Here is a 12,332-nt window from a genome sequence, read left to right on the forward strand (position 1 = left end):
TATCAGCTACATTGCCCCGGCGGCTACGCCGGGGGACTACGGTGCTTACAGGTCCAGCAGCAGGCGTGCAGGATCTTCCAGCGCTTCTTTCATCGCCACCAGGCCCAGGACGGCTTCGCGGCCGTCGATGATGCGGTGGTCGTAGGACATGGCCAGGTAGTTCATCGGACGTACCACGATCTGGCCGTTTTCGACAACGGCGCGGTCCTTGGTCGCATGCACGCCCAGGATGGCCGATTGTGGCGGGTTGATGATCGGGGTCGACAGCATGGAGCCGAAGGTGCCGCCGTTCGAGATCGAGAACGTGCCGCCCGTCAGGTCGTCCAGGGTCAGCTTGCCTTCCTTGGCTTTCGCGCCGAATTCACCGATTTTTTTCTCGATGTCGGCGATCGACAGCTGGTCCGCGTTGCGGATGATAGGCACGACCAGACCGCGTGGCGAACCGACGGCGATGCCGATGTCGAAGTAGCCGTGGTAGACGATGTCGTTGCCGTCAACGGAGGCATTGATGATCGGGTACTTTTTCAGGGCGGCGACGGCGGCCTTGACGAAGAAGGACATGAAGCCCAGCTTGACGCCGTGCTCTTTCTCGAACTTGTCCTTGTACTTGTTGCGCAGGTCGATGACCGGCTGCATGTTCACTTCATTGAACGTGGTCAGGATGGCGTTCGTCGATTGCGATTGCAGCAGACGCTCGGCGATACGTGCGCGCAGGCGGCTCATCGGCACGCGCTCTTCCGGACGGTCGCCCAGGTTGGCGGCCGACGGCGTGGCAACTTGTTGCAGCGCCGGCTTGGCAGCGGCTGGCGCCAGTGGCGCGACAGCTGGCTTGGCGGAAGCGGCCAGGGCGTCGCCCTTGGTCACGCGGCCGTCTTTGCCCGAACCGGCGACGTCGCCAGCGGACAGGCCTTTTTCGGACAGGATCTTGGCGGCGGCAGGCATGGCGACATCGCCCTTGGTCGCGGCGGCTGGCGCCGAAGCGCTAGCGGTATCTTGGGCGGCGGCAGCCAGGGCTGGTGCAGGCACGGCCGACACTTCCATCGGGCTGACCTTGGCCGAGCCGTCGGTGTCGATGATGGCGATGACTTCGCCGGCAACGACGGTGGCGCCGTCAGCCTTGATGATCTGCACGATCACGCCAGCGGCAGGCGCCGGCAGTTCCAGCACGACCTTGTCGGTTTCGATATCGATCATGTTTTCGTCGCGCGCAACTGCTTCGCCGACTTTCTTGTGCCATGCCAGCAGGGTCGCTTCTGCAACCGATTCCGACAACTGGGGAACTTTGACTTCGATTTGTGCCATGTAAAACTCCGTTTATTTTGTTATTGCGGCGCCGCCCCTGCGTAGCAAGGGCGGCGCTCCGTCATGATGTAACGAGCAAGCGCCATGCAATCGCATGGCGCCCCTCATCCTGCCGCTTACTTGGTCAGGATAAAACCCTTCAGCTTCGAGAATGCCGTTTCCAGCAGATCTTTTTGCTGGGCGTAGTGCTTGTCATAGTAGCCGACAGCTGGCGACGCCGAAGCGGGACGGCCGGCGTAAGCCAGACGCTGACCCGATTCCAGGCCTTCGAAGATGTTGTGCTGGATCTGGAACCAGGCGCCCTGGTTTTGCGGCTCGTCCTGCGCCCATACGACTTCGACCAGGTTCGGGAACTTCTTCAGTTCGGCAGCGAACGACTTATGCGGGAACGGATACAGCTGTTCCAGGCGCACGATGGCCGTGTCGGTCTGGCCACGGGTCTTGCGTGCGTTGACCAGGTCGTAATAGACCTTGCCCGAGCAGGCGACCACGCGCTTGACTTTCTTGGCGTCGATTTTGTCGTCGACTTCGCCGATGACGGTCTGGAAACCGCCCTTGGCCAGGTCGGTCAGCGGCGAACCGGCATCCTTGTTGCGCAACAGCGACTTCGGCGTCAGGATGACCAGCGGCTTGCGGAACTGGCGCACCATCTGGCGGCGCAGCAAATGGAAGATCTGCGAAGCCGTCGTCGGCTGCACCACTTGCATGTTGTTGTCTGCGCACAGCTGCAGGAAACGCTCGGGACGCGCGGACGAGTGCTCAGGGCCCTGGCCTTCGTAACCGTGCGGCAGCATCATGACCAGGCCCGAAGCGCGGCCCCACTTCACTTCGCCGGAGCTGATGAACTGGTCGATCACCACTTGCGCGCCGTTGGCGAAGTCGCCGAACTGGGCTTCCCAGATCGTCAGGGTATTCGGTTCAGCGGTCGAGTAGCCGTATTCGAAGGCCAGTACGGCTTCTTCGGACAGCACCGAGTCGATGACGGTGAACGGCGCCTGGTTGTCCGACACGTTTTGCAGCGGAATATAGGTACCCGCATCCCAACGCTCGCGGTTCTGGTCATGCAGCACGGCGTGGCGGTGCACGAAGGTGCCGCGGCCCGCATCCTGGCCGGTCAGGCGGATGGCGTAGCCGGACGATACCAGCGAAGCGTAGGCCAGGTGTTCGCCCATGCCCCAGTCCAGGTTCATTTCGCCGCGGCCCATGGTGGCGCGGTCGCCCAGGACTTTTTCAACCAGCGAGTGGACCTTGAATTCTTCCGGCACGGTGGTGATGCGCGCGGCCAGGCGTTTGAGTTCCGTCATCGGCACGGCGGTGTCGGCCGAGTCGGTCCATTTCTTGTTCAGGAACGGCAGCCAGTCGACGGCGTACTTGTTCTTGAAGTTCGAAATGACCGGGTCGACGGTGTGCTTGCCGGCGTCCATGGCGTCGCGGAAGGCGGCCACCATCTTGTCGCCGCCATCGGCAGGGATCACGCCCTGGGCAACCAGCTTGTCCGCGTACAGCTTGCGGGTGCCTGGGTGCTGGCCGATGCGCTTGTACATCAGCGGCTGCGTCAGTGCCGGCGTATCTTGCTCGTTGTGGCCAAGTTTACGGTAGCAGATGATGTCGAGGACGATGTCCTTCTTGAATTCCATGCGGTAGTCGAGCGCGATTTGCGTCGCCAGCACCACGGCTTCAGGATCGTCGGCGTTGATGTGCAGGACCGGCGCTTCGATCATCTTGACGACGTCCGAGCAGTACAGGGTCGAGCGCGAGTCGCGTGGGTCCGAGGTGGTGAAACCGATCTGGTTGTTGATCACGATGTGCACCGTGCCGCCCGTGCCGTAGCCGCGGGTTTGCGCCAGATTCAAGGTTTCCATGACCACGCCCTGGCCGGCGAAAGCGGCATCGCCGTGCACCAGGATAGGCAGCACTTGCGCGCCGTGCACGTCGCCGCGACGGTCCATGCGGGCCTTGACGGAACCTTCGACCACAGGGTTGACGATTTCCAGGTGCGACGGGTTGAACGCCAGCGACAGGTGGACCGGGCCGCCCGCGGTGGAGATGTCCGACGAGAAGCCTTGATGGTACTTCACGTCGCCGGCAGGCAGGTCGTCGCCATGCTTGCCTTCGAATTCTTCGAACAGTTCCTGCGGCGCCTTGCCCAGGGTGTTCACCAGCACGTTCAGACGGCCGCGGTGGGCCATGCCGATGACGATTTCCTGCACGCCTTTTTCGCCGGCGCGCTGGATGGTTTCATCCATCGAGGCGATGAAGGTTTCGCCGCCTTCCAGGGAGAAGCGCTTCTGGCCCACGTAGCGGGTGTGCAGATAGCGTTCCAGGCCTTCAGCCGCAGTCAGGCGGTCGAGGATGTGGATTTTTTTCTCTGGGGTGAAATTCGGGGTGGAGCGGATCGATTCCAGTTTCTCTTGCAGCCAGCGCTTTTCGGCCGGGTCGGAGATGTACATGAATTCGGCGCCGATCGAACGCGTGTAGGTATCGCGCAGATAGTTGAGCAGATCGCGCAGGGTGGCGGTCTCGGGGCCAAAATAAGTATTGCTGATGTTGAACACGGTGTCCATGTCCGCATCGGTGAAGCCGTAGAAGCTCGGCTCGAGTTCCGGGATCATCGGACGTTCCTGGCGCTGCAGCGGATCCAGGTTGGCCCAGTGCGTGCCCAGGTAGCGGTAAGCGGCGATCAACTGCGTGGCGGCGACGCGCTTGCGACCCATTTCGGCGTCGAAGGAAGCGGTCACTGTGCGGATCGGGCCTGCTTTTGCGCGCTCGGCGAACGAGGCGACGACGGAGGCGTGGGCCACGTCAGGCTTGTTGGTGCCATCGACGGCAGGCACGTGCTGCATGGCGTCGAAGTAGGAACGCCAGTTGTCGGGTACCGAGCCTGGGTTGTTCAGATACGCCTCGTACAGGTCTTCCACGTACGGAGCATTCCCACCGAACAGGTAGGAGTTGGTCGTTAATTGCTGCATATATTGCTCACCTTTCTTCGCGCTTCGCGAGGAATTAGCGGGTTAATCTAACCTTCCGCGACACGGCCTGACCGGTTAGCGGATTGCACATCAAGTTGTGGGGAAGGGCTTTTTTATTGCACCAGCATTCTGCATACCGTCATTTAGAATAGCACGCGGTATTGTAACGCAACAACTGCCAGTTGGATTTTATTTGGCAAGCAAATGTAAGCTGTGTTGTTGATTTTACCGGGCTTGCAAGCCTGCCACTGTTGCGCTTACGGCACGTCGGCGCCCCTGCCGGCCTGCCGTTTTCGCCCCACTGGTCTGCCCGGCAAAGGCGCCGCCGCGATGGCGGCCAGCCAGTCGGCATCGCCGGCAAACCACTCGACCAGGAAGTCGAGCATGGTGCGCAGCAGGGGCGACATGTGCTGGCGCGACGTGTAGACGCCGTAGATGCCCATGTTCTGCGGCTGGTAGGCGGGCAACAGTTCCACCAGCTGCCCGCTGGCGATCAGCGGCGCGGCAGAAAAGCGCGGCTGCATGGCGATGCCCGCACCCGCCACCGTGGCCACCAGCAGGACCAGCGACTCATTCGCCGACAGGCGGCCGCTGACGGGGACAGTGAGCGCTTCCCCGTCATGCGTGAATTGCCACAGGCTCTTGCCGAAATAGGTGTACGTCAGGCAGTTGTGCAGGGCCAGGTCTTGCGCCCGTCGCGGCGTGCCGTGCGCCGCCAGGTACGATGGTGCGGCGCACACCACCGACGCGCAGCTGGCCAGCTGGCGCGCGATCAGGTTCGGCTCGAGCGCGTTGGTGATGCGGATCGCCAGGTCGATGCGCTGCTCCACCAGATTGACGGCGCGGTTCTCCATCTGCAGGTCGACGGCGGCGCGCGGGTAGCGCCGCAGGTAAGCGGTTACTGCGCCAGCGAGCGCCGTCTGCGCCAGCGATTGCGAGCAGGTAATGCGCAGCAGACCGTGCGGCGTATCGAGTCCCTCGGGCGAAGTGACGGCCATGGCGCCGGCCACCTCCAGCATCTGGCGGCAGCGCGCCAGGGTGGTCTCGCCCGCATCCGTCAGGCTCAGACGGCGCGTGGTGCGATGCAACAGGCGTGCCTCCGCCCACTCCTCCATCTCGGCCAGATAACGCGTCACCATGGCGCGCGACATGTCGAGCGCGTCGCTGGCGGCCACCATGCTGCCCCGCTCGGCGATGGTGACGAATACTTGTGCGGCGGTGATACGGTCCATCTGCGGCTCCCTCTTGATTCGTCCGATCCATGCAACTAAGTATTGCAATCTACCCTATTTGTCCCGTTTGGTCGAAAGGATCTATGCAAGGAGAGTATCGAATAGCGAAAGAATCATATGCTTGCACGCGCCGCCCGCCCCTTCCGCCCCTTGGAAACCTTTCCGATGCGGCGCAGTTAGCGCACACCATCGCCGCCACCGGCAAGCGGCATTGAACTGAGGCTGGCCCCGCTGCCTACAGCGCCGCCAGGAAACCCACGTACTCGTGCGCGCTGCGCGCCAGTCGCTCGGCATAACCGGCTTCCTTCGGCCCGTCTTCCGCGCCATAGAAGGCAAAGAAGCGGCGGTTGTCGGCGCCCACATACGCCAGGGTGACGTCGAATGGCGCCAGCAGCTGCGCCAGGGTGACTTTCCACTTGCCTTCCGGCCTGAATTCTTCCTCGCGGATGCCGGCCGTGACGGCCAGTGCCACCTTGCGCCCCCGGAAAGCATCGCCGCCCGTGCCGTAGGCCCAGCCATACGCCAGCACCTCGTCAAGCCACTGTTTCAGCAAGGGCGGGCAGTTGAACCAGTACACGGGAAATTGCAGGACCACATTGGCGTGCGCCTCCACCAGCGCCTGCTCTTGCGCCACGTCGATGATGCCATCGGGGTAGGCCCGATGCACGTCGTGGATGGTGTACTGCTCCGGGTATTGCGCCACTTCCTGCAGCCAGCGCTTGTTGGCCACCGAAGTTTCAATGGCGGGATGGAAGACGATAACGAGGGTTTTCAACATGCTGTTTTCCTGAAAATGGATGGATGCACCGGCCCCGCGCCCACAGAAAATCAGGCAAGCCGGTACCCTGCCCCATGGCGCGTGGTAGCGCCCGCAGAGGCAAAAACAGCATAACCATCACGATTACTTTTCACAAGTACGCACATTGACTGGTCATACAGTAAGAAAAGTAAGTTACTTGACGAGGAAAAACCCCTTGGCCATGCGCATCGGGCTCAGGCTGGCTGGTGCCGTTCGCCCCACTCGCACAGGGTATGCAGCACGGGGATCAGCGAGACGCCCTTGCTTGACAGCGAGTATTCCACCTTGGGCGGCACTTGCGGATATTCCTTGCGCACGATCAGCGCGTCCGCTTCCAGTTCCTTCAGCACGACGCTGAGGGTCTTGAAGGCGATGCCGCCAAGATGGCGCTTGAGTTCGTTATGCCGCAGCACCGTGTTTGCCGCCAGCGCGTACAGGATCAGCATCTTGTATTTGCCGCCAATCAGCGACAAGGTGTAGCCAAACGCCGTATCGGCCAGGGCCACGCCGCTGGGGGCGCAGGTTTCTTCATTCATCGCGTGTGCTTCCTGTTGAACCAGGGCCCGAGCATAACAGCCCGGCATAAAAAAACGGGCCGAAGCCCGTTTTTTTGTTTGCTCGATACCGCTCTGGATTAACGCTTGTCCAGTGGCAGTACTTCACGCGTGGTCGAACCGACGAACAGCTGGCGCGGACGGCCGATTTTCTGTTCCGGGTCGGCGATCATTTCGTTCCACTGGGCGATCCAGCCGATGGTGCGGGCCATGGCGAAGATACCGGTGAACAGCGACACAGGGATGCCCAGCGCCGATTGCACGATGCCCGAGTAGAAGTCGACGTTCGGGTACAGTTTGCGCGACACGAAGTACTCGTCGTTCAGTGCAATCTTTTCCAGTTCCATCGCCAGCTTGAACAGCGGGTCGTCTTGCAGACCCAGTTCTTGCAGCACTTCGTAGCAGGTTTCACGCATCAGCTTGGCGCGTGGATCGAAGTTCTTGTACACGCGGTGGCCAAAGCCCATCAGCTTGACGCCGGAGTTCTTGTCCTTGACTTGCGCGATGAAGGCAGGGATGTTCTCGACGGTGCCGATTTCTTTCAGCATGTTCAGTGCCGCTTCGTTGGCGCCGCCGTGGGCAGGGCCCCACAGGCAGGCGATACCGGCAGCGATACAGGCGAACGGGTTGGCGCCCGACGAACCGGCCAGACGGACGGTCGATGTCGATGCGTTTTGCTCGTGGTCCGCGTGCAGGATCAGGATGCGGTCCAAGGCGCGCACCAGCACGTCGTTGACCTTGTACTCTTCGCACGGGTTGGCGAACATCATGTGCATGAAGTTGGCGCTGTACGACAGGTCGTTGCGTGGGTACACGAACGGCTGGCCGACCGAGTACTTGTAGGTCATGGCGACCAGGGTAGGCATCTTGGCGATCAGGCGGATGGCCGACACTTCGCGGTGACGCGGGTCGTTGATGTCCAGCGAGTCATGGTAGAACGATGCCAGCGCGCCGACGGTGCCCACCAGGACCGACATCGGATGCGCGTCGCGGCGGAAGCCACGGAAGAAGAATTGCATCTGTTCGTGCACCATCGTGTGCTTGGTGACGGTGTCGACGAACTTGGCTTTTTGCGCCGCGTTCGGCAGTTCGCCGTTCAGCAGCAGGTAGCACGATTCCATGAAGTCGGCGTTGACGGCCAACTGTTCGATCGGGTAACCACGGTACAGCAGCTCGCCCTTGTCGCCGTCGATGTAGGTGATCGACGAGTTACAGGCGGCCGTCGACATAAAGCCTGGGTCGTAGGTGAACTTGCCGCTACCGGCGTACAGTTTGCGGATGTCGATGACGTCCGGGCCAACCGTGCCTTTGTAGATTGGAAATTCAAGCGATGGGCTGCCATCGGAGAACGACAGGGTAGCTTTTGTGTCAGAGATATTCATGGGCTCTTCCTTCTCGGGAGTGAGTCGAAATTAAAATCAAAAATTCTGGCTGCAATTCGCACCGCACTCGGCAGTGCTACAGCGCGCCACTCGCACCGTTTGCAATATATCGCCCAGGCGTCTAGGCAATGCGCAGTCGTTGCAGCAGTGCGCGCACATGCGGCAGATCGACTTCGCCTTCCGGCTCTTTACGGGCCAGTACCAGATCCATTAACGCATTGTCCGATAAATCCAGCAAACGCGTCAGCGCGTCAACTTCTTCATCGGTCAATTCGGTTTCATACGCATCGAGAAAACGGGTCAGGATAATGTCGTTTTCCAGCAGGCCACGGCGTGAACGCCAGCGCAGGCGGGCGCGGTTGGCCGGGTCGGCCTGATGCGAGGACAAAATTGATTCTGTCATTTGGTTTACCACTTTACGTGTGCCTTGCGGCACGGTGCTGCTTTGCAGGCGCCGCCTGCAGGCAAGAGAGGATACCCTCTTCCCGCAAACGGCGCCCGGCGGATGCGATCAGGGGGATCAGATCGCGCGGCGGACCATCAATTCCTTGATTTTGCCGATCGCCTTGTTCGGGTTCAAACCTTTAGGGCAGACGTCGACGCAGTTCATGATCGAATGGCAGCGGAACAGGCGGTAAGGGTCTTCCAGGTTGTCCAGACGCGCGCCGGTGGCTTCGTCGCGCGAATCGGCGATGAAGCGGTAGGCTTGCAGCAGGCCGGCCGGGCCGACGAATTTGTCCGGATTCCACCAGAACGACGGGCACGACGTGGAGCAGCATGCGCACAGGATGCACTCGTACAGGCCATCGAGTTCTTCGCGCTGTTCCGGCGATTGCAGGCGCTCTTTTTCAGGCGGGATCGAATCGTTGATCAGGAAAGGCTTGATCGAATCGTACTGCTTGAAAAATTGCGTCATGTCGACGATCAGGTCGCGGATGACCGGCAAACCTGGCAACGGGCGCAACACGATAGGCTCCGACAGTTCATTCAGGTTGGTCGTGCATGCCAGGCCGTTCTTGCCGTTGATGTTCATCGCGTCCGAACCGCACACGCCTTCGCGGCACGAGCGGCGCAGGGCCAGCGAGTCATCGACGTCCGCTTTGATGCGCTGCAGTGCGTCGAGCAGCATCTTGTCGGTGTCTTTCAGTTCGACCGTCAGGTCTTGCATGTACGGCTTTGCATCCTGGTCAGGATCGTAGCGGTAGATTTTGAATTTAAGAGTGCGTGCCATGGTATAGCCTTAGAAAGTACGTGGTTTCGGTTTGAAGGTATCAACCGTCAGCGGCTTGGTCACGACTGGCTTGTATTCCAGTCGGTTGCCTTCCGAATACCACAGAGTGTGCTTCATCCAGTTGTCGTCGTCACGTTGCGGATGGTCGTCCTGGGCGTGGGCGCCGCGCGATTCCTTGCGCGCTGCCGCCGAAACGATGGTCGCTTTCGCCGTTTCGATCAGGTTGTCCAGCTCCAGCGCTTCCACGCGGGCCGTGTTGAAGACCATCGATTTATCCTTGAACGAGACGTGCTTGCGGCGCTCGTCGAGCTTCATGATTTCTTCGACGCCCTTGTTCAGCATCTCGTCGGTACGGAACACGCCGCAGTACTTCTGCATGGTGGCGCGGATGTCGTTCGCCACGCCCTGCACGGTTTCCGTGCCGGTCGAGTTTTCCAGGCGCTGCAAGCGGCCCATGGCAAAATCGGCGGCATCGGCTGGCAAAGGCTTGTTTTCCTTGGCTTTCAGGCCGCTGCCCACGATGTGGTTACCGGCCGCGCGGCCGAAGACCACCAGGTCGAGCAGCGAGTTCGTGCCCAGGCGGTTGGCGCCGTGCACGGAAACGCAGGCGCATTCGCCGATCGCATACAGGCCGTTGACGACTTTCGCCGAACCTTCAGGACCGGTCGGGGTGACGACCTGGCCGTGGATGTTCGTCGGGATACCGCCCATCTGGTAGTGAATCGTCGGCACGACAGGAATCGGTTCCTTGGTGGCGTCGACGTTGGCGAACTTGTGGCCGATTTCCAGGATCGACGGCAGGCGCTTGGCGATGGTGTCGGCGCCGATATGGCGCAGGTCCAGCATCACGTGGTCCTTGTTCGGACCGCAGCCGCGGCCTTCCTTGATTTCCTGGTCCATCGACCGCGAGACGAAGTCGCGCGGCGCCAGATCCTTCAGGGTAGGCGCATAGCGCTCCATGAAGCGTTCGCCTTCGCTATTGATCAGGATGCCGCCTTCGCCGCGCACGCCTTCGGTGATCAATACGCCCGCGCCGGCAACGCCGGTCGGGTGGAACTGCCAGAATTCCATGTCCTGCAGCGGCAGGCCGGCGCGTGCCGCCATGCCCATGCCGTCACCGGTGTTGATGAAGGCATTCGTCGACGCGGCGAAGATGCGGCCTGCGCCGCCCGTTGCCATGACCGTCGTCTTTGCTTCCAGGATCATGCATTCGCCGGTTTCCATTTCCAGCGCAACAACACCGATCACGTCGCCTTCGGCGTCACGGATCAGGTCGAGCGCCATCCATTCGACGAAGAAGTGCGTACGGGCGCGCACGTTGCGCTGGTACAGCGTGTGCAACAGGGCGTGACCGGTACGGTCGGCTGCCGCGCAAGCGCGCTGCACCGGCTTTTCGCCAAAGTGGGCCGTGTGGCCGCCGAAAGGGCGCTGATAGATGGTGCCGTCAGGGTTGCGGTCGAATGGCATGCCGAAGTGTTCCAGTTCGTACACGACCTTCGGTGCTTCGCGGCACATGAATTCGATGGCATCCTGGTCGCCCAGATAGTCGCCACCCTTGACGGTGTCGAACATGTGCCAGAACCAGTTGTCTTCGGCCATGTTACCGAGCGACGCGCCGATACCGCCCTGCGCCGCCACGGTGTGCGAGCGGGTCGGGAAGACTTTCGACAGAACAGCGACGTTCAGGCCGGCTTCAGCCAGCTGCAACGACGCGCGCATGCCGGAACCGCCGGCGCCAACGATAACCGCATCAAAGCGGCGGGTAGGGATTGCAGATTTATATGCTGCCACGATTACACACTCCAGAGTATCTGTACCGTCCAGCCGGCACAAGCGATCAACCACAGCATGGTGGCAATTTGCAGGGTCAGACGGAGGCCAGCGCTTTTCACGTAGTCCATCCAGATGTCGCGTACGCCGACCCATGCGTGGTAGAACAGGGCGACGAAGGTCACCAGGCTGAACAATTTAAACCACTGCTGTGCGAACAGACCAGCCCAGCCTTCATAGCTGAAGTTGCTGCCGGTCAGGAAAGAAATAAGCAGGATGGCCACATAGGCCACCATGACGATGGCGGTAACGCGTTGCGCCAGCCAATCGCGCAAGCCGTAATGGGCACCGACGACGAGGCGTTTCGGTCCGATATTATTGTCTGCCATGTTTAAAATACTCCAAACAGTTTCAAAGCGACCAAGGCCGTCAACACCAGGCTCACGACCAGCACGGACGACGCGGTCTTGCGTGCCGAATCTTTTTCGATGGCAACGTGCACGTCCATGAACAGGTGACGGATACCGGCGCAGAAGTGGTGCAGGAAGGCCCAGACCAGACCCAGGGTGATCAGCTTGACGAACCAGTGCGAGGCGATGCCCTGGAAGTAGGCGTAGGACATTTCGGAACGCAGGCTCAGTTCCAGCATGTACAGTATGCATGGCAGCAAGGCGAAAATGATGAAACCGCTGATGCGATGCAGGATCGAGACGATGGCGCCGACAGCCATGCGGTAGTTCGACAATTCGGTAACATGAATGTTACGGAATTGCGGCCGTTCTTTTTTTGGTACTTCTCTTACGGCTTCAGACATAACAAAAACCTCCCCTTTGAATTTCAACTAAATATTGAAGCCGCGATTTTCGCCGATTTTCGCAACCGATACCAATATCTATTGTTACATATAACCAAAATGGTTTTTTACTACAAAATACCGCGCTACTTTCCGTAGTTCACGTAATTTAATTACAGAATCGCCGGCAAAACACGGCCCGCCGGGGCCGGCCATGCTTTACCTGCGCGTTCTGTTGTCTCCATGCCCGCCTCGCGATGGGCACTTCAAGCGATGCACTTCCGCCTTGCCGCTTGTTCG

Annotated in this window: 11 protein-coding genes; all 11 read right to left on the minus strand. The window is 60.6% G+C overall.

Annotated features, from left to right (window positions below; all coding sequences use genetic code 11):
• Positions 1 to 45: 45 nt before the first annotated feature.
• The 11 genes from odhB to sdhC all read right to left on the minus strand — a co-directional run bounded on the left by odhB (position 46) and on the right by sdhC (position 12,053).
• Positions 46 to 1,302 (minus strand): 2-oxoglutarate dehydrogenase complex dihydrolipoyllysine-residue succinyltransferase, encoded by a 1,257-nt coding sequence (gene odhB, locus CLU90_RS10735; RefSeq protein ID WP_034752061.1) that lies wholly within the window; start codon positions 1,300 to 1,302, stop codon positions 46 to 48.
• A 116-nt stretch (positions 1,303 to 1,418) separates the two neighbouring features.
• Positions 1,419 to 4,271: a 2-oxoglutarate dehydrogenase E1 component gene (locus CLU90_RS10740; protein ID WP_100427904.1), complete on the minus strand. Its 2,853-nt coding sequence runs from the start codon at positions 4,269 to 4,271 to the stop codon at positions 1,419 to 1,421.
• A 257-nt stretch (positions 4,272 to 4,528) separates the two neighbouring features.
• On the minus strand, positions 4,529 to 5,503 hold the full coding sequence (locus tag CLU90_RS10745) for a LysR family transcriptional regulator (protein ID WP_092710361.1): 975 nt from the start codon (positions 5,501 to 5,503) through the stop codon (positions 4,529 to 4,531).
• A 235-nt stretch (positions 5,504 to 5,738) separates the two neighbouring features.
• Entirely contained in the window at positions 5,739 to 6,281 is a 543-nt protein-coding gene (locus tag CLU90_RS10750; RefSeq protein ID WP_092710364.1) for an NAD(P)H-dependent oxidoreductase, read from the minus strand.
• Positions 6,282 to 6,496: 215 nt separating this feature from the next.
• On the minus strand, positions 6,497 to 6,838 hold the full coding sequence (locus CLU90_RS10755) for a winged helix-turn-helix transcriptional regulator (protein ID WP_100427905.1): 342 nt from the start codon (positions 6,836 to 6,838) through the stop codon (positions 6,497 to 6,499).
• Between the two features lie 98 nt (positions 6,839 to 6,936).
• Positions 6,937 to 8,238, minus strand: coding sequence for a citrate synthase (gltA, locus tag CLU90_RS10760; protein WP_034752071.1), 1,302 nt, complete (start codon positions 8,236 to 8,238; stop codon positions 6,937 to 6,939).
• A gap of 121 nt (positions 8,239 to 8,359) precedes the next feature.
• The gene (locus tag CLU90_RS10765; RefSeq protein ID WP_034752073.1) at positions 8,360 to 8,641 is read right to left on the minus strand and encodes an FAD assembly factor SdhE; all 282 of its coding nucleotides are present in this window, start codon (positions 8,639 to 8,641) and stop codon (positions 8,360 to 8,362) included.
• A 117-nt stretch (positions 8,642 to 8,758) separates the two neighbouring features.
• Positions 8,759 to 9,469: a succinate dehydrogenase iron-sulfur subunit gene (locus CLU90_RS10770; RefSeq protein ID WP_034752075.1), complete on the minus strand. Its 711-nt coding sequence runs from the start codon at positions 9,467 to 9,469 to the stop codon at positions 8,759 to 8,761.
• Between the two features lie 9 nt (positions 9,470 to 9,478).
• The gene (gene sdhA, locus CLU90_RS10775; protein ID WP_100427906.1) at positions 9,479 to 11,260 is read right to left on the minus strand and encodes a succinate dehydrogenase flavoprotein subunit; all 1,782 of its coding nucleotides are present in this window, start codon (positions 11,258 to 11,260) and stop codon (positions 9,479 to 9,481) included.
• A gap of 2 nt (positions 11,261 to 11,262) precedes the next feature.
• Positions 11,263 to 11,628: a succinate dehydrogenase, hydrophobic membrane anchor protein gene (gene sdhD, locus CLU90_RS10780; protein WP_034752078.1), complete on the minus strand. Its 366-nt coding sequence runs from the start codon at positions 11,626 to 11,628 to the stop codon at positions 11,263 to 11,265.
• Between the two features lie 2 nt (positions 11,629 to 11,630).
• Complete coding sequence (gene sdhC / locus CLU90_RS10785) at positions 11,631 to 12,053, minus strand: succinate dehydrogenase, cytochrome b556 subunit (protein WP_034752080.1); 423 nt, start codon at positions 12,051 to 12,053, stop codon at positions 11,631 to 11,633.
• Positions 12,054 to 12,332 lie beyond the last annotated feature (279 nt).

Source organism: Janthinobacterium sp. 67, assembly GCF_002797895.1.
Classification (GTDB): Bacteria; Pseudomonadota; Gammaproteobacteria; order Burkholderiales; family Burkholderiaceae_D; genus Janthinobacterium.

Excerpts from the sequence above, each read along its gene's own strand:
- CLU90_RS10755 (WP_100427905.1), bottom strand. The coding sequence starts at position 6,838 with ATGAATGAAGAAACCTGCGCCCCCAGCGGCGTGGCCCTGGCCGATACG.
- sdhD (WP_034752078.1), bottom strand. The coding sequence starts at position 11,628 with ATGGCAGACAATAATATCGGACCGAAACGCCTCGTCGTCGGTGCCCAT.
- CLU90_RS10745 (WP_092710361.1), bottom strand. The coding sequence starts at position 5,503 with ATGGACCGTATCACCGCCGCACAAGTATTCGTCACCATCGCCGAGCGG.
- CLU90_RS10750 (WP_092710364.1), bottom strand. The coding sequence starts at position 6,281 with ATGTTGAAAACCCTCGTTATCGTCTTCCATCCCGCCATTGAAACTTCG.
- gltA (WP_034752071.1), bottom strand. The coding sequence starts at position 8,238 with ATGAATATCTCTGACACAAAAGCTACCCTGTCGTTCTCCGATGGCAGC.
- CLU90_RS10770 (WP_034752075.1), bottom strand. The coding sequence starts at position 9,469 with ATGGCACGCACTCTTAAATTCAAAATCTACCGCTACGATCCTGACCAG.
- sdhC (WP_034752080.1), bottom strand. The coding sequence starts at position 12,053 with ATGTCTGAAGCCGTAAGAGAAGTACCAAAAAAAGAACGGCCGCAATTC.
- CLU90_RS10765 (WP_034752073.1), bottom strand. The coding sequence starts at position 8,641 with ATGACAGAATCAATTTTGTCCTCGCATCAGGCCGACCCGGCCAACCGC.
- odhB (WP_034752061.1), bottom strand. The coding sequence starts at position 1,302 with ATGGCACAAATCGAAGTCAAAGTTCCCCAGTTGTCGGAATCGGTTGCA.
- CLU90_RS10740 (WP_100427904.1), bottom strand. The coding sequence starts at position 4,271 with ATGCAGCAATTAACGACCAACTCCTACCTGTTCGGTGGGAATGCTCCG.